Source organism: Nostoc sp. UCD121 (assembly GCF_014222285.1).
GTDB lineage: Bacteria > Cyanobacteriota > Cyanobacteriia > Cyanobacteriales > Nostocaceae > Nostoc.
In genome coordinates this window covers 1-18,002 of sequence record NZ_JACKZS010000045.1, presented here as the reverse complement: position 1 = coordinate 18,002, position 18,002 = coordinate 1, and the positions used below count along the sequence as shown (strand labels likewise).

The window sequence follows — 18,002 nt, the reverse complement described above, 5'->3', positions numbered from 1 at the left end:
TACTTCATTAGACCGGTAAACGCTATATTATGTCCAACACTGAAACATCAGGGAGATTTTGAAGAAGAATGATGGCTTCATGGCGGGAGTTACGGAAGTAGCTTTTTATAAGGAATTAAGCCTGCAAATGTATAAGTTACCTGCTCTGCAAATGGCTTATTCCTATTCATCAACCAGATTAATAACTTATTTATAAATGAAAATTTCCTAAAAGACTTTATCTGTAAACCAGCATCGAGGTCTGGCTCAAAGTATAGATCATAAAGACGCTGCCAATTTTCAGATGCTAATTCTGGACTAGTACTCATATTAATCGCTTGCGTCACGTATAAGCCACTGAGAATAGCATTTGCGATCCCTTCACCAGTCAAAGGATCTGTTAGATTAGCAGCATCACCAATTTTGAAAACCTTGCCATAGCTGACTGTGTTAGCTCGTTTTGCAGTGGCTAAGGGATAAGCTTTAGGCTTTTGCTGACTAACTACTAAGCTTAAGAGTTCTTTTGTAGCCTGATTACGCTGCACAAATTCATTGAAAAGCCGAATAATGTTTGTATTGTTCTTTTGATATTCATTTAGCCACATTCCCACACCAACATTGAGCTTGACCAATTCTGAGTCTACCGCTACGGGAAATATCCAACCATATCCATTAACCCCAAGAGCTTTATCAAAGTAAATTTGAGCTTTTGAGAGATATATTTTTGGAAAATCTGCCACTTTTATACTCCAGTAAGCTCTAATTGCGATCGCATTAGCTTCTCCTGCATAGACACCGCGTGCATCTATTATGTAATCAAAATCACTATAAAGTTCTGGGTGATAGCCTTCAATATCGCTAATTCTCTGCGTTCGAGCTACACACCCTGCATTAATTGCTTTTTGATAAAGAAGATTGTCGAATACAAATCTAGGTACACAATAACCTTTAAGCTCACTGGGGCACAGATGGCTAATCTCGTTTGAAACTCCGAGCAGAAATCCATCGATTTGAGCGTACTCAGAGGCTAAACGTTTGATATCATCTGGATATATCCCAATTGTGGATAATGCTTGAACCGATCCAAGGCTGATTCCATCTCCACAAGTCTTATCTCTCGGAAAAGAGTCCTTATCTATAAGCGTGACTTGATGCCCACTTTTAGCCAAGTGATAACCTGCGGAACACCCTGCGGGTCCTGCCCCAAGAACTGCAATTTTAGACATTATTAAATTATCCTTATCTAATTAGAATTTCTTTTGATTGATGAACATTTTTTTAAAGGGATACCCAAAATTTTACAGATTCATTGATTATTCTCTGATTTTTTAGACAAGTAACAAATAAAAATTTATATTGGATTTTAAGATGATGAATATCCTTGCTTATCAATAACTAATATCTGTTTATCTATAGGACTCATATTTGATTTTTGAACAAAACTCAGTACACCTTTATTCCTTCTTACCAGTCCCTTACCTCTACTAATGATTCAGGAATCAAAGACGCTCGATAGCGCAGCGTAAAGCCTGCGGCATGGCTTCGCTTAGAGCGACGCAGGAGCGTCTGACTCGCTATCGGATTGCTATATATCCTTTGATACATCAGATTAACTATGCTAATATTTTTCGATATCTAATTTGAGCCATAATCATAACATTCCATACAAAAAAGATTGATGAACCACCACATGAACTGAGAATTCTCTTTGCAGTTTCTTTGATACTTTGCTGTTGATTAACTTTTTCATCAGCCAGATAAACACCTAATAAAGCTCGATTAATCATTCGATGAAAGTGCTTATGTGGTAAACAAGAAACAGCTTTGTCAGCCTGTTTAAGAAAATAGGTAAACCGTTCGCTTATTTCTTGCCCATTATTATAGTAAGCACAGAAATTTAAATCCCCACCTATGCGGTCTTCTTCTTGGTCGATAAAATAGTCAAGTAGGATATGAAGCCCCTGAACCCAAGGAAAGTAGCTGTTTTTAACTTTTGTAGCTAATTCCTCAGAGCAATCTGGATCGCTTGCATAGGCCACAAGGCAAAAAATTCCTAATGTTGAGCCAGTAGAAGCTGAAAATTCATACCACTTCATTTGAGGAATTTGGCTACGATGTCTTTCAAACCATGCTTTTAAGCGAGGAACTCGCTCCTTAACTTGGACGTGTTTATGAACTTGTAAATCACAATAATAATCAGCCAGATGATATAAACTAGGGGCAATTAATTGATAGGATGGTAGCTGCCTTAATACATTTTGACAAGTTTTTACTAGTTTCATCAGATAGCCACCATCGTCTTGTTCTTGACGGAACTGGTAGTAATTAATGCATTTAGCACTAGGTGTTAAAGCATCTAAACAAGCTTGATGGAGAGTACGGAAATCTTTCGGATCTAAGGAATTACTGCGATCGCATAGGTTATCTAAATAATCACTAATTGTTTGATAAGCAACAATAAAGCAAATTATTGGCTCAATTTCTTTTTTGGCAAGTAATCCATAGATAGAGCCACCTTCGCAGTGAAATGTTTTAGTTCTTATACTTAATAGAGCCTGCTTACGTAATTCAGGATTAGGAATTTGTTCAGCATTTTTTTTCCAGAATTCTAAATATTTACGAACTCGTGGCAGAACATCACAATAGGTTCTCAACATCAGCATCCCAGAATTAGAGGGGACTTGTAATAACAAAGATTTTTGGAGATTATCTTTGATACTTTTATTAAAATTGTGATATTTATTTCTGAACATCAACATTCAGTATATTTATTTAAACTATTGTTTTAGATTAAAATTTAAAAAAATAAATATCACCTATCCTTTGAAACATCTAGGGTTAAAACAGTATCTATAATTAGGCACAGTTAAGTAAGTTAAAAACAGCAATTTATGTGAGACTTAACTTACTCAATACTAATCTTTTCTTAAAAATAGAAACGTCAAAGTAGGCAGATAATGTCAATAAAATAAGTTTATTCTCAATAATCTCGAAAGTCGTTACATTAATACCTACTATTGCTAAAATTTTAGGAGTAGCTCATTCTAGACATCGCGTTGAATCTCGCAAAGTAAATCAACGATAAATAAGGTGACTATAAAATGAGTAAATAGCTAAGTAAGCAAGAGATTGTCAAGAGCAATGATGCTTTTAGGATAAAGGTTTTGAACGATAAGCTGCAATTAAGGTCTAGCAGAATGCCATAGTTAGTGACAATTGGTTAATATATCTTAAGTTGAGGCTTAATCTAAAATGATTCTCTCTCAAGAGCCATGAAAATAGCTTATTTAAGCAGTTAAATTAGAAATGTTAACAAATTAATCATCATGAAACTCTATTAGAGATTTTAGTAGAGAAAATTTAATTTTCTACTTAATACAGGAAGAAAATGATGGATAAATTGGACTTGGAAAATGTCCGAAAAACTATTCTTTGGGCTATATGGTTAGGATTTGTTACTTATACTATATTGTTAGCCCCAGTTGATCAACCGGACACATGGTCTTTAGGATGGAAGCTTTTAACGCTTCAATGGCAAGAACTTAACGCGATTATTCCAACAATCTTTTGCTTGATGGGTATTTGGCCTATGATCTACGCTTGCCTAATGTTTGCTGATGGCAGAATGCAAAGCTTTCGCGCTTGGCCTTATTTTATCGGCTCAAATTTTACAGGTGTAATATGTCTTCTCCCTTATTTAATATTTCGTAAATCTAACCAAGTATTCTATGGAACAAAAGATAAGTGGCTTTCAATTCTTGATCGACGAACAACAGGAGCTTATTTATTAATTGCTACTATTGGTTTGTTGGGCTATGCAGTAATTGCTGGAAATTGGGAAGATTATATTCAGCAGTTTCTTCATAAACCTTTTGTTCACCTCATTAGTATCGACTTCTGTCTAATGTGCTTGATATTTCCAATAAGTTCATTATTTGATGATGATATGGCACGCCGAGGAATCAAGGATAAACGTATTTTTTGGGTAGTTGCTATTTTTCCTTTGTTTGGGCCATTAGTATATCTGTGTTTACGCCCCTCATTGTCAGAAAGTTTTTTAAAAGAGCGTGGCGCTACAGTAAATAGCTATTGATAAATTATGCGATGTAATCTGTCCTGAACTTATATTGAATTGCATAAACTAGTAATATTCTTTAGTTTCTTTATTGAAAAAAATTCGGTATCAGGAGTCAGGATTTAGTATGAATATTATCCAACTGGCCCATAGCAAAATATTGGTGAGTCCGTACACATCTGAATAGATGGTTTTAAGGCTCCCACCAAATTTATGGTTTAGTGGTGCAGCCATTAAATTGCAGTTCTGAATCTCCCAAGAGTGATTCTAAATTTTTAATTATATCTAAATATCTAAAATCTTTTTTTGAGAAAATATTATTCTAAACGTCACAAACAAAACCATGACTAAAGTCACAGTTCAAGCATACACAAGATAAAAAATAGTTGTTAAATTAGTAGTGATTTGCAATAATTGCTCAGTTAAAAGGTTCGATTTTTATCGGAGCTTGTGACTGAAATTCCTTACTCTTTCAGCAACGTCATTTTTTTATGTGTAGATTAATTGGCTACCTTGGTAACGCCATCCCATTAGATGAGTTGCTGTATAAACAGGATCATTCGCTTCATAAACAGAGTTACAGTCCTTTGGAATTAAAATCAGGAGTAGTTTGTGCAGACGGAGTGGGTGTAGGTTGGTACGATCAAGTGGGTAAACCCTTTATTTACCGAAATACAATTCCGATGTGGAACGATCCAAATCTGGAAGAGTTGAGCAACTATGTACAATCTACTTGTACAGTAGGCTATGCCCGATTAGCTGGGGTAGGTGAATCGCTAGATATTAGCAATTGTCAGCCATTTCGCAGCGATCAACTGTTGTTTGTGCATAATGGCGAGATATCAAACTTTCAACAGACTCTCTATAGACCAATACGTGAGAGCCTCTCTGATTCCACATACCGCTTGATTAAAGGCACGACCGACTCGGAACATATCTTCGCTCTACTAGTTCAAATGTGGCAGTCGTCTCCTGATAGCACTTTGTTCTGGGCATTGGGGGCTACACTTGAAAAGCTGACTGAGTTGGCATCAGAATACAACACAAGCTTTAGTGCCAATTTAATTGTCAGTGATGGTGAAGCAATTGCAGCAATTCGCTATGCTTATCGCACACAAGCGCCTACTCTTTATTGGTCTTATCATCCGCTCAAGCATCCAAATCAAGTTATTGTTGCCTCTGAGCCTTTATCTAAAAACCAAAATTGGACTGCTTTTGATGAACAAAGTATGCTATTTTTTCAAGCTCAGTCATTAGAGCCAAGAATTAGCCTGTTGAAGAAATTTTCTGCCATTGGAGTATAAACTTTACTTACCTCGTGATTTTTATCATGGGTAAGATGACTGAATTTATACTGGAAAGAAAAAGGCTCAACTAATTTTTTTAATTTAAGATTCGCCTCTTCTGGTGTCAGAAGAGGCGAAGTATTTTTATCGGGGATATTGATAATATCTGATGATTAGCCACCTATAGTGGTGCGTTCAACCAAAGGAGGTGTGCTTGAACCATTTCCTTTGGTCAGTTCAGATGCCAGTGTACCATGCAGTCGTGGATCGGCGGGTGATAGTTGTGGTTCTGTTCCCAAGGGTTGGGGATTAGCAACATACTCGAATTCACCTTTACCATCCATTGAAGGCCCTTTTGCCCACCGACCTTCAGCGCTATCTGTACCCTCTGAATGATTCCAGAATTGATAGGAAACCTCGCGTTTTTCCAATTCTAGAGGAAAGGAACTGGGGACTGGAGTGGTTTCAATTCCAGAACTTTCTATATCTTCAATAGCTGCTAGCCATTGGTTTTGGTGCATCGTGTCACGAGCGATTAAGAAACTCAGAGTATCTTTTACTCCAGGATCGTCGCTCATCTCGTACAGCCTTACAGCTTGTAAACGTCCCTGGCTTTCGGCATGCAGATTAGACCGAAAATCTGCCAAAAGATTACCACTGGAGGCAATAAAACGACCGTTCCAAGGAAAGCCAACGCTGTCGGCTGGTTGAGCGCCTAAACCAGTGACAATAGTATGTTGGGGGTTCATAGCCGCCGCAATCACATCTGTAATTACATCCCGTGGGCTAGTACCGCCCATAACCGCACCCACAACAGGGTCTTGTGCAGCTTGTTCTTGTAATTTCAACGGCGCTTTATCCAGCAGATGACCAATCAAGGTGGAAAGGATCTCGATATGCCCAATTTCCTCAGTACCAGTATCTAACAACATATCTCGATACTTAGCAGGGCCGCGACTATTCCAGCCCTGAAATAGGTACTGCATCATCACAGTCATTTCGCCAAAAACACCACCTATAAGTTCCTGAACTTTCTTGGCATATATTGGATCTGGTCGTTGTGGCCGTGTGTAATACTGTAGTCTCTTGGTGTGATAAAACATTTGGATTCCTTATTAATTACAGACAATGTTGAAACAAAATAAAGCTAGCTACAAACTTTTATTTTATTTTTGTCTAGCCTCTTACTTATTAGTAAACTAATCAAATCTTTTATTTCCATCAACCTATAGCTATAGAAAAATATTTAAATAATTATTCAAAATTAAGTTTACTCTATTCCTGCTTATATATTAATAATTAAAGCGTTTCTGCTAAATATTAATAATTAGATATGTTCGAAACTAAAAGACATATATTTAGTCTATTCAAACAAGGATAAACTAGTTAGCCATAGGTTTTAACCTATGGCAGACTTACTTATGGCATAGGATGGAAGAGAAGGTCAGGGAAAAAGTAATTAAAAACCGCCCAGGTAGAAAAGGCAACTGATATCGAAAGAACAGCAAGAACTGGTGCTAGAGAAAGATACCGAAGGAAATATGATTTTTCTTCGTCTTGTTTCTGCATACAATACTCCAAACATATTTTAATAGTGCAACAATTTTTTGTTGCGTTTTTCGAGATATGGCGCTTTTTGCTTGAGTGTAATACACTCTGGCAAGGAAAACGGTCTAGAAATCATGAGAATAAGAACTTGCTAATATAGTCTCATGATTTCCAATAGATTTAGCCACAAAACTGCTCTATTTGAGACAATCATTTGGCTATATGTCATACTTTATATGCAACCGAATAATTTCAAGTTTTGGCTCTATCAAAAGGTAGGATTAAGCGTTGATATTAATGTTTAGCTATGCTCTATAACATTACTTATTTTGTTCGAATTCGTATGCTACCAGTACCGCCAATAAAGCTGCTGTTCCCCACTGAAACAGGGGTAATTTACCCAAGAAATCAGAAATGCTGGGTATGACTAGGTTTTTATAATCTCCATCAATTCTGTTGTCTTCTGGAACAGATTGGTAAAAATTATTGGGTGCATTTTCAGATTTCGGTTCATCACTATGTTGTAAATTAAAGCCAAGAACTAATAACAACGAATCTACCAACGAAGGCGATATTTTCTGGGCTAAATCTAGTAATTTAGCTATATCTCCAACCAAAAGGTCACGAATTGGGTGTTCAGATGCATAAAGGATAGCATCGGACACAATTCTTGGGTCATAGTAAGGTGGTATTCCTGACGGTTTCACTCCTAACTTTGTTAAACCATTATTCCAGAAGGGAGTGTTGATCACGGCTGGCTTAACACTTGTGACACTAATAGGCCATTTTTCATGTATCAATTCGAGACGCATAGCTTCAAGAAAGCCCTCAATCCCATGTTTGGCTGAAGAGTAAGCACTTTGATATGGAAGCGATCGCCTACCTTCCATTGAAGAGACGTGAATCAGTGCGCCGCGTCCCTCACGTTTGAGATGTGGTAACGCCGCCATCGCACCATGTACTTGCCCCATCAAGTTGACATCAATAACATGCTTAAACTCTTCTGGTGTTGTGTTATCAAATGTCGCAAAGATACCGATCGCGGCAACATGAACCCACGTATCAAGCCGTCCGTATACCTCCACGGTTTTATCTGCGATCGCCTTAACTTGCTCAAATACTTGCACATCAGCGACACAAAGAGTTGCCTCGCCGCCAAAGCCGCGAATCTCTTCCACTAAAGACTTAAGCTTCGACTCACTACGAGCCGAGACTACCACTTTTGCCCCGCGTCTAGCAAACTCAAGAGCTGTAGCACGACCGATACCGCTAGAGGCTCCAACGACCGAAACGACCTGCTGATTGATTGGCTTTAATTGCATAAGTGTAATTCCTTAAAAGGGATTGGGTACTGGAGGCGAGGGACTGGGGACTGGGATTTTAATTCCTCATTCAATGCCCAATGCTCTACTCATTTATGATGAGCGCTGTTAACTCGCATAACTGTACCAGTGACGTAGCTGCTGGCTATTTGACATTGCGATTACAAAAAGAGTTAGCTGATATTTCGAATTGCAAGAGCAAATTGGTAAATTCTCCATTCATACTCAACGGAAGCTGTGGGAAAGTTATTTTAAAATGCTCCGCAGACCATAAATAAAACTGAAGTATAAAGGATGGAGAGGGAAAATGTTAGTAGTTCAATTTTCAAACTACGTCCTTTTTTTGCTCTTTTGTTTTATAGAAACCATTATAACTTTATATAAAATATTTTTAATTCTTTCAGGCTTAATGAAGCTCCTCAAAAAGCATTTGAGGAGCTTAAGGAGCTTTTAGAGTGTAAAACAGTTAGTCACTAAAATAATTTAACTCTCATAATTCGTACAGTCGTCTACCTAAAGAAAGGGCATTATATTAAATAATTTCGTATCCTAGAGTACAAACATTTTAAAAAGAGCAATATCTTATTCTTGTGCTTTCAGCCAATCTACAATTGGTGGTAGTTTTTTTGTAAGTTGTGGCGATTGCGGATGATATCTACACAGTTATTGATATGCCTAAGTAAGTCAATGCTAATATTTCAAGCTATATTAGGAAATTTAAATGTAGAGTGTGTTGTCGAGCAGCGTAATATCAATAATTCAAGGTGCGTTAGCCTACGGCATAACAGACTCTACGAACTATCTCTTGTTCGCATAGGCGGTTGAAGGTATTTATGCTCTTCAGAAGTTTTTCGATTAGCTCCATAGACTCGTGCATTTTTCCCATAACATTTTGGATAAAAAAAGGAAAGTTCAAGGCTTAGGAAAATATGGCAGTGCTTTCACCTAAACCCAACCAGGGCTGTTGATAAACTAAAAGCACTACCATACATTTTACTGTTGAGCGTGTTACATTTGAAATTTTTCAATGTTATCAAAAAGCAAAAATCCTTGCTTCAGTAGATAGGATTAAAACCGAATAAGCCCGTAATAAGCACTTGCAGCAACTAGGATAATTGTTAACACTCCCAAACTTGTGCTAAGTATAAATTGCACAGAGGTCTTTTGATTGAGAGCTTCTTTACTTCCACCTTCAAGTGTCGTCCGTTCGGTATTGTTAGAATCGGTTATTTTTTCAGTATTCATGACTGTTATCTTCTTTGATTATTTATTACAATTTCGCTTCTAATTTCAGAAAGTACATCTAGCTTGAGGATTAACAAAAAAGGTAGAAATCAGTAGATGAAATTAAACGTTATTTTCATCCATATCATTACAACTTGGCAGTTCAAGTATTTCTTTGGGAAACTACTTTTGGTAACTGCTGCTGTTCAAACCAAAAACTTATGGCTACGTTCAATACTTTCTCTTGAATTGCCTGGGCATTCTCTGAACGAAATTTATGTGCAAATACTCGAGCAAGTTTTGATTTTAACAAAGCACTAATGCACTCCACCGTTTTGAGTATGCGCGGAATCGTACACGCCCCAATATTCAATACCGCGATCGCGTAATTTCGGCTCGACGCGATGAATTTCTTCTTCTGAGCCTTCTAGGATGAGCAAATAATAACTCTGCTGGAGGCGATCGCTATAAACTCTGGCTTTCTCTTCGGGTATGCCTAAATCACCTAATGCCTTCAGTAAATTCTGGTTTGCTGCGGCTCCTACAGCCACACCTGCAACGCTGCTGACTAATGCTACACCTACGGAACCTGCTGCGAGTACGGCTCCTAAACCGGGGAGTGCCAAACTACTCAAACCAAGTAACGCGCTACCCCAAGTAGTTGCTGTCAGCGTCTCTCCTACGGCTCCGGTTGTATTGACATCTTGATTACCAATGCGATCGCTTATCTGCGCCTCACCGACGCGATCGCCTTGCTCTACATCTTTAGCAATGACAGAAACTTTCTCCATAGGAAAGTTTGCAGTTTTCAATTCACTAATTGCCTGCTCTATCTGTTGAGAATTAGCAAATACTCCTAATGCACGTATAGTATCTTTAGTTATCATATTTCCCTCTTTCGCAATTGTATTAGTGCGTCCATCTATAACCCCAGTATTCGCCTCTATTGACGATTAGATTAAGTATTAAAACGCTACTAAGTTGTTTAGTAAATTGATTTCCCCAAGGGGGGATAAATATAAGTGAAGATTTAGCGAACCAAGTGGAGTACGTCACGTACTAAACTATAGCCAGCTAAATCCCAAAGTACGTAAGAAATAAAGCCAATCATCGCTAAACGCCCATTCCACAACTCTTGTTGCGGATTCCATCCAAAAATCCAAGCATTGCGATCAGCACCGTTATAGGCTTTAGCCTCAGTAGATAATTCAACCACTTTGTTAGTTTCAGTTGCCATTAAAAATATTCCTGAATAACTCTACTACAGCTACATCTTAGTTACTATTACGGTTGTATTTCTCTGTCTATTGGAGAATCTAAAAGTGTCACAGGAAGTATCTGTAAGCATTATCTAGATTTTTGATAGCTTCGGCTAAAAAGCATCAGTAGCTTGCTCTAAAAAGCTCAGAAAATATCATCTTTAGCCTCCAGACTAAACTTTTAAATGAAGCAATCTCCTAATGCTATTTACTTTTTTTACAAACAGCCTCTTAGTCTGATTCACTCCTCAAGACAGATGCGAAAGCAGATTTAATTGAACCTCCTGCTTCCTTGATTTTTTGGGCAATAGGTTGCTCATTATGTAAAAATACACGCGCACAGTTGCGTCCCGGCAAACCAGAAATTGAACCACCCGGATGAGTTCCAGCACCAGTAAGATACAAGTTATCAATTGGTGTTTTGTAGTTAGCTAATTCCGGCAACGGACGGAAGCAAAGCATTTGTTCTAAGGTCATATCGATGTGGTAATAATTACCTTTGTAAGTTCCTAACCGTTCTCCCAACTCAGCCGGACTTTCTACATGACGGGCGATGATTGAATGTTGCAGATTGGGGGAATATTCCGCCAGTTTATTAATCACCCTGTCTGCAACTTTGTTTTTCAGTTCATCCGTCCAACCCGTACCTTTTAACCCTGTACCCTCTGCATCAGCAATTTGATAAGGGGCAAAAAACTCTATCCATAATGTGTGTTTGCTTTCTGGTGCCATTGATGGGTCGAGTCCAGTAGGCATCACCACATACATTGATGGGTCTTCATCAGGAATTTTGCCCAGAGTAATCAGACTATGGGCTTGTTCTACATGATTGACGGAATCAGCAATCAGAATTGAACCCATCAGATAATTATCTTGATGATTGTGGTGGATAAAGCGCAAGGGTTCAGATAAAGCACAATCAATTTTGAGGATGGTTTCATTGTTGTTGACGATGCGGCGGTCTAACCTTTCGCGCAAGTTGCTATTGCTATTATCGACATCGCTACTATCCATTAATTGCAGGAATAAGCGCTTGGCATCAATACTTGAAATTACACCTTTGTTAGCACGATATTCTTTACCACCAGCAACTCGCACACCAACAGCTTTACCATTATCTACCAATACTTTTTCTACCTTTTGGTCGGTGAGGATCGTACCACCTTCGGCTTTTACCATTTTCACCAAAGCTTCTACAAGTCCGCCACTACCGCCACGGGGTCTTGCCATACCGGGATTATGACGCAACATCATCATCATCGCCCCAAAGGACATAGCTTTTTGTGAGGGAGGGGAACTCAGTTCGGCTGAGAGTCTAGCCAGAGGTGCTTTGACAAACTCAGAATCGAAATACTCGTTAATATTATCTGTGGCACTGCTGAGTAAAGTACGCAGTAAATCAAGGGTTGTGTTAGAGCCACCTAGAAGGGAAAATAAGTCTTGCAGACTATTGAGATTGTAATTCCCTGCAATATCAACAATTGATTTGGGTGGTGCATTGAAGAAAGGAGCAATCCCTGTGATAAAACGCTGCCAAAAATCGGCATATTCAGCGTATTTTTCTGCATCGCGCTGACTGTAACGGGCAATTTCCGCACAAGTCTTTTCCACCGATTTGTGAGCTAAGAAATACTTGCCATCAGGATGGGGGCAAAAGGCAACTGGATCGCAGTTAAGGTATTCTAAGCCGTACTTCTGGAGTTCCAATTCCTGGATGACTGGCCCTAAGAAAATAAACAGATGGTTAATCGCGCAAGGACTAAATTTAAAACCAGGTGCTTCATCAGGCATAAGTTCTTCTGTTGTGCAACCACCACCAGGGAGCGATCGCCCTTCCAATAACAGGACGCTGTAACCAGCTTTTAGTAGGTAGCCTGCACAAACTAAACCATTATGACCAGCGCCAATAATTACAACGTCATACGATTCCATGACTGCAATGGGGGAGTAAAGTATATTCCCTGATATTAAGAAGTGCTGAAGATATCTAAATCTTTCGTGGGTTATAGAATATTTATATATCTAGTAGTAGTATTTTTATCGCCAAGAACTAAATTTCTTTTTAACCCACATATTGTACCCAATTGAGAAACACTATAAATAAATCCAGATTGTATATTATTTATAGCTAGTATCACTTTTTACTATAATTTTGGTAGTCAATTCTTCCAGTTCTTTGAGGTGTTGTGCGTTCACAAGCCATTCTTCTTCATAATTAGATTTATCTGTACTATATTGACTTTGTTGCTCTTTTAATGTCGCAATCTCATGATTAATTATTGGTAATGCTTTCCCTTGGATAATTATTTTTTTTAGCAACTCAAATCGTGATATTTCATCAATTTGACACAATAGTTGTGAGATACAACGACTGATGATAACTTCATTACCAAAATCAAGAATGCCCTTAGCTTCATCATCTTGAGATAATAATTGCTCACTTACATCAAACAAAGTTTCCACAACTGAAGGGATGTAATTCACAGGAATTTCTTCTTCAGTGTAATTTTCTAGCTGTTCTATAAATGCCCTAGCTTGTGTTGTGCCGTTTGGAAGCTTTTGTTTAGCAAGTTCTATCAAATGGTTTCTAAAATTGTCTAAATCTCCAACCAAACCAAGGATAGCTTTTATCTGACTATTAGATAATTCAACTGCTGACAACGACAGACGAAAGTAAATAGGAAATATTTCTAAACTACACACACGCAGTTGTTCGCGCCATTCTACCTCTTGTCTTTTATGTGGATAGGTATTATCAAAAATGGATTTCAACTTCGGAAAAAGTTGCATAAGCAGATTTTTAACAGGCTGCTTGTCCTCAACTGGCAGTTGGGCAATCCAGGTATTCATAAGACTATTTAGTTCGTCTATTGAAGGGTTTACCTGTCCCACAAAAATATGAGAATTTTGATGGATTATGCTATATATATTTGGACTAAAGACTCGTAAAGACTCAATAGCAATGAAATCAACAGGGTTTACTTCATGTTTTACTGCTGGATATGTCACTGTTAAAGTATTAATAAAATGAGTAATATCACGAATATTATTAATAAAGTGATCTATTCCTTGAAAGTAAATCTCACCCCAACGATTTTGGTTGATTTGTTGTTTGGGAGTTTCAGCAAATATATTATCCAGCTTTTCAAAAAGAAGCCTGCGAAGTGAGATTTTATCAGGAATAGGTAACTCAAAGCTAACTTGAATAATCTTTTCTAAGTATGCTTCTCCTGATATTTCTTTTGTATCTGCAATTGTTTTCATTACAACTTGTTTATCAAAGACCAGAAGATAAACAACGTTAGTAAAATTCCGCATTGCTTTGAAAATACGAAACAACTGCTTGATATCTTCAGCAGCCAACCGATCAATATCGTCAATTGTTACAACTATTCGCCGTTGCTGCTGTACTAACGTGTCTTCTACTTCTTCTTTTAGTTCCGCAGCTTCCTTGTCCTTCTCGTCCAATAATGCCGCTAATGCCTTACCAGTTTGAGCATAAGGTAGAGGAATGTCTGAAATAATGGCGGCAAAATCAGCTAATCTCTCTTTCAAACCTTTTGGCACAGATGACTGTTGGCTTAAAACGTTTTGTAATTGCTCAAAAAAGCGCCTTGTGATATTTTGGTGTCCAGACAATAACCAGGGATTAAAAGGAACGATGATTGGTTGGTCTTCGTCTGGCTTTTGCTGAAGATAGTGAACTACAAAGTTTAACAGTGTAGATTTGCCAGAGTTCCAAGAACCGTAAACTGCAATAACGAAACCTTCAGGAAAAGCCATTTTACAAATGCTATCTGCTAGATACTTGGCAAAGTTCGCATGTCCTAGCAGGTCTTTTTCAGGATCAACTAAGGAGCTATCTACCGATATATCGTTAATAGTCGTCTGTGCCATAACAAACTTTTTTACTCATGTTGCGATCGCTGGAAGCGGGCGTTTCGCCATCGCCTTTGGCGGGGCATAGCCCATCGTGACACATTCCGGAGGATGAGCAATGATACCTTACGATAGAAATTTAGAGTAAAATAATTTTCTCAAGACTTATGCAATTAGTCTTAGATTAATTATTTTGCACCGATGGAATTAGTAGGTGAATAGACAAACAGCGTATCTGGTAAATTTTCTCTCCACATTATCTAAAAACACTACTCAAATAAGTTAAATTTTAACCTAAATCCTAACTATTGGTTATATAAATGCAGAATTTTTTATGTCTATGTGTACTAGTAAAAGCTAAATTTTAATATTCCTATATAAAAGTATTAATCCTCAAGAATGATTTTGAGAAAATTTTAATATTATATCTTCACTAAATATTAATTAACTGCTAAATTTTTATTATACTAAAGCCTCTAGTAAAATTTTTATTAACTTTATGCCAAAGAATTTACTTATTGGATAGAAGCCTAGCTACAGTTATATGTTAGTTATCTAGAGAATGTTTTAAAAGTCTTCTGGTGGGTAGCAAAACGTTTTATATCCCCCTAAATCCGCCTTGAAAAGGGGCACTTTTAGAGAATTCGTCTTCCTTTTTAAGCAGGATTGGGGGGATCAACAACGTCTAAAATTACAGCCAACCACTTTTAAAATATCCTCTTATATTAAAGCCGTTTATAGCCAATATTTACTATGGACTATAGCAATCCGATAGCGAAGCGGTAGCGAGTCAGACGCTCCTGCGTCGCTCTAAGCGAAGCCATGCCGCAGGCTTTACGCTGCGCTATCGAGCGTCTTTGATTTCTAAACTTATTTGCGTAGGAGGGAATAGGCAACAGTCAACAGTCAATAAGACTCTTTGAGTTGTATTAAATTTTTTCAGAAATCAAATATGAATCCTATAGTCTTCTGGACAAGTAAGTAATTACAATGTCTTAAAACTTGTTGAGTGAGGTACTAAGAACCCACACCCGCAAGCGAGGAGAGGGCTAAAATGTACCTTGTATGGGTCAGGAAATGCTATATAAGTTTTGCTAATTTTGGTTAATAGTAACTATAACAATTTAACTCTTTAAATATTGACTAAATAATATGGTTCAGCCCCAAGAAGATGATATTTCAGTAGAAGCTAGTTCTCTTCCCCCTGTTCCCATTCAAGAAATCTTAGAGGATAGGACGTTAACAGAGACGGTACTTTTCCCAACTCCAAAACTGTTTCTAAAAATTTCTAAGCCAGAAATTCGCCAAAGTCTCAGGGCACTAACTTATGAAAGTGTCTTTGCTGCTGTTCTTTATAGCATCATCGGCGGCGCGTTGCTCAGTAATTTCTTGCTAGAGTTAGGCGCTGGCCCAGTCGAAATTGGTCTACTCGCCGCTATCCCTCAGATGGTGAATCTGCTCCAACCACTGGGAGCGTATTTGGTAAACCGAAGTACTAGCTTCCGTTGGTATTTCATGTGTATTTTCATCCCGTCGCGGTTGCTATGGTTGGTTCTTCTGCCAGCGATTTGGTTGGTTACTTCATCTCGTATTACTGGACACCAAGTAGTACAGTTGACATTAGTAATTCTCTTAGTAGCTAATATCATCGAAGCTTTTGGTCGTGCGCCTTGGCTTGGGTGGTCAGCTGTATTAGTACCTCAACGGTTGCGGGGGCGATATTTCGGCTTTCGCAATAGTATTCTCGGTTTGACTAACCTTGTTGGTGTGCCTTTGCTAGGTTTAGCGGTATCGGCTTGGCCTGGTGGAACCCTTCAAGGTTATGGCACAGTCTTGGTTTTAGGAATCATACTAGGGCTAATCAGTGTAGTCTGTCAGTTCTGGATGACTGATATAAACCCGCAGCTTTTAAAAGTTGGGGATTCAGACACATCACACCCACAGACCCAAGGAATAGATTTTAGCTTGTTTAAAGATGCTAATTTTTTGAAGTTTGTGCTTTACCTGAGCATCTGGTGCTTTGCTGTTAACATCAGCGCTCCTTTCTTTAACCTCTATATGCTGGATAACCTGGATATAGATATTAGTGTGGTAACGATTTATCACGGTTTAGGAACTGGTGCAAATATGCTAATGCTGCTTTTGTGGGGCAAACTGGCTGATCGGATTGGGAATCGCCCGCTACTACTATTAGTGGGAGTCTTAGTGGCGGTGACACCTCTACTGTGGCTTTTAGTTGGAAGAAATCAAATTTCTTTTTGGATCTGGCTACCCCTATTGCACATACTAGCTGGCGGGACGTGGGCGGCAATTGATTTGTGTACTAACAATTTGATGATGGGAATAGCACCGCTACGTTATCAATCAAGTTATTTTGCGATCGCAGGGGCAATTGCTGGTATCACTGGAGCAATGGGTATTACTGTCGGTGGCTTTTTAGCAACTCTCCCTGGTGCTGCGGGTTTGCTGGGGCTATTTGTGATCTCAGGCTTACTACGGATGCTTGCACTTGTACCCTTAGTTTTTGTTCAAGAACAACGCTCTATACCACTAGGCCAACTAATGCGATTCTTATTCCCAATCAAGCAGCCAATTGATCTAATAGAAGTGGAATAATAAGTTTTCAATTATCTATTTCAACAACATCCCAGCAAACTATAGAGTCTTTGAGCATCACGAATAGCGTTTCCATCGGGGTCGTTGTTGAAATACACGTAAACGTTAATTTCCTGCATTAGAAATGAACGGATATGTTCAACCCATATAGATAACTCTTCATCGGTATAACCTACGTTCCATTGCCCACTGTGCATACGGATATAAGCCCAATGTAATTGAATTAGCCACAATTTAATCTATTAAATAAATAGTTAACTATAAATCAAGCTATGTTACTTATGCAATATAAACTTAATTAAACTTGCTCTTAAAAAGCGGCTCTAACCCTATTTTAAAGGCTAAAACTGCTTCCTATAATCCTGGAATTATTCACTATCACTTCCTGCCAATTTTAATCTCCTTAAAATCATTTGAAAGCTAGTAGTTGATGGCTAAATTGTTGGAGTTGAGATTGAACCCAACTACCGCCATTAGCTATACATTCATAGCAGATATCTCCATAGCCTTCGCCTTGGTCATTGCATACAATTAATCTGGCTTCATGTGTCTGAAAGTTTTGCTGACAAATTAAACATATTTTGTTAATTTTGTCTGTATTACACTCAATTTGGAATTTCATGTTTGTTATCCTTGTTAAATACATTTAAATAGAAACAAATTGTATATGTTATCGCTTATAGTTTTTGGTAGAGAATTTACATTTATTAAAAAAGTATATGATATAGCATTTAAAGAGTGCTATTAATATAGTTTAATTTTTTATTAAAAGCCAAAACTTTATATCACGGCTTTATCTTATTTAAAGTAAAAG

General features: G+C 38.0%; 15 protein-coding genes. 3 read left to right on the top strand and 12 right to left on the bottom strand.

The window, feature by feature from the left end; all coding sequences use genetic code 11:
• Positions 1–89: 89 nt before the first annotated feature.
• Both GNF10_RS12205 and GNF10_RS12200 read right to left on the bottom strand, forming a co-directional pair.
• A complete protein-coding gene (locus GNF10_RS12205) occupies positions 90–1,205 on the bottom strand; it encodes an FAD-dependent oxidoreductase (protein WP_185580781.1) in 1,116 nt (371 codons plus the stop codon).
• Between the two features lie 387 nt (positions 1,206–1,592).
• A complete protein-coding gene (locus tag GNF10_RS12200) occupies positions 1,593–2,732 on the bottom strand; it encodes a tetraprenyl-beta-curcumene synthase family protein (RefSeq protein ID WP_260446242.1) in 1,140 nt (379 codons plus the stop codon).
• 635 nt (positions 2,733–3,367) lie between these two features.
• On the opposite strand from GNF10_RS12200, the gene GNF10_RS12195 reads away from it, so the two are divergent.
• Both GNF10_RS12195 and egtC read left to right on the top strand, forming a co-directional pair.
• The gene (locus GNF10_RS12195; protein WP_260446207.1) at positions 3,368–4,072 is read left to right on the top strand and encodes a DUF2834 domain-containing protein; all 705 of its coding nucleotides are present in this window, start codon (positions 3,368–3,370) and stop codon (positions 4,070–4,072) included.
• A gap of 473 nt (positions 4,073–4,545) precedes the next feature.
• Positions 4,546–5,358, top strand: coding sequence for an ergothioneine biosynthesis protein EgtC (gene egtC, locus GNF10_RS12190; protein WP_185581423.1), 813 nt, complete (start codon positions 4,546–4,548; stop codon positions 5,356–5,358).
• 155 nt (positions 5,359–5,513) lie between these two features.
• Here the strand turns inward: egtC and GNF10_RS12185 are convergent, their stop codons facing one another.
• The 8 genes from GNF10_RS12185 to GNF10_RS12150 form a co-directional block, all read right to left on the bottom strand.
• Positions 5,514–6,443, bottom strand: a complete 930-nt coding sequence (locus GNF10_RS12185) for a manganese catalase family protein (protein ID WP_185581422.1) — start codon at positions 6,441–6,443, stop codon at positions 5,514–5,516.
• A 316-nt stretch (positions 6,444–6,759) separates the two neighbouring features.
• Positions 6,760–6,909 (bottom strand): PsaJ protein, encoded by a 150-nt coding sequence (locus GNF10_RS12180; RefSeq protein ID WP_185581591.1) that lies wholly within the window; start codon positions 6,907–6,909, stop codon positions 6,760–6,762.
• Positions 6,910–7,208: 299 nt separating this feature from the next.
• On the bottom strand, positions 7,209–8,210 hold the full coding sequence (locus GNF10_RS12175; RefSeq protein ID WP_185581592.1) for an SDR family oxidoreductase: 1,002 nt from the start codon (positions 8,208–8,210) through the stop codon (positions 7,209–7,211).
• 1,068 nt (positions 8,211–9,278) lie between these two features.
• Complete coding sequence (locus GNF10_RS12170; RefSeq protein ID WP_185581593.1) at positions 9,279–9,455, bottom strand: hypothetical protein; 177 nt, start codon at positions 9,453–9,455, stop codon at positions 9,279–9,281.
• 296 nt (positions 9,456–9,751) lie between these two features.
• Positions 9,752–10,321: a general stress protein gene (locus GNF10_RS12165; protein WP_185581594.1), complete on the bottom strand. Its 570-nt coding sequence runs from the start codon at positions 10,319–10,321 to the stop codon at positions 9,752–9,754.
• Between the two features lie 143 nt (positions 10,322–10,464).
• The gene (locus GNF10_RS12160; protein WP_185581595.1) at positions 10,465–10,671 is read right to left on the bottom strand and encodes a high light inducible protein; all 207 of its coding nucleotides are present in this window, start codon (positions 10,669–10,671) and stop codon (positions 10,465–10,467) included.
• 253 nt (positions 10,672–10,924) lie between these two features.
• On the bottom strand, positions 10,925–12,625 hold the full coding sequence (crtO, locus tag GNF10_RS12155) for a beta-carotene ketolase CrtO (protein WP_185581596.1): 1,701 nt from the start codon (positions 12,623–12,625) through the stop codon (positions 10,925–10,927).
• 186 nt (positions 12,626–12,811) lie between these two features.
• On the bottom strand, positions 12,812–14,590 hold the full coding sequence (locus tag GNF10_RS12150; RefSeq protein WP_185585252.1) for a P-loop NTPase fold protein: 1,779 nt from the start codon (positions 14,588–14,590) through the stop codon (positions 12,812–12,814).
• Positions 14,591–15,724: 1,134 nt separating this feature from the next.
• Between GNF10_RS12150 and GNF10_RS12145 the strand changes: the two genes are divergently transcribed.
• Entirely contained in the window at positions 15,725–17,188 is a 1,464-nt protein-coding gene (locus tag GNF10_RS12145) for an MFS transporter (protein ID WP_185585253.1), read from the top strand.
• A 20-nt stretch (positions 17,189–17,208) separates the two neighbouring features.
• Here the strand turns inward: GNF10_RS12145 and GNF10_RS12140 are convergent, their stop codons facing one another.
• Both GNF10_RS12140 and GNF10_RS12135 read right to left on the bottom strand, forming a co-directional pair.
• Positions 17,209–17,421, bottom strand: a complete 213-nt coding sequence (locus tag GNF10_RS12140; protein ID WP_260446152.1) for a DUF72 domain-containing protein — start codon at positions 17,419–17,421, stop codon at positions 17,209–17,211.
• A gap of 176 nt (positions 17,422–17,597) precedes the next feature.
• On the bottom strand, positions 17,598–17,810 hold the full coding sequence (locus GNF10_RS12135) for a hypothetical protein (protein WP_185585254.1): 213 nt from the start codon (positions 17,808–17,810) through the stop codon (positions 17,598–17,600).
• Between the last annotated feature and the right edge of the window lie 192 nt (positions 17,811–18,002).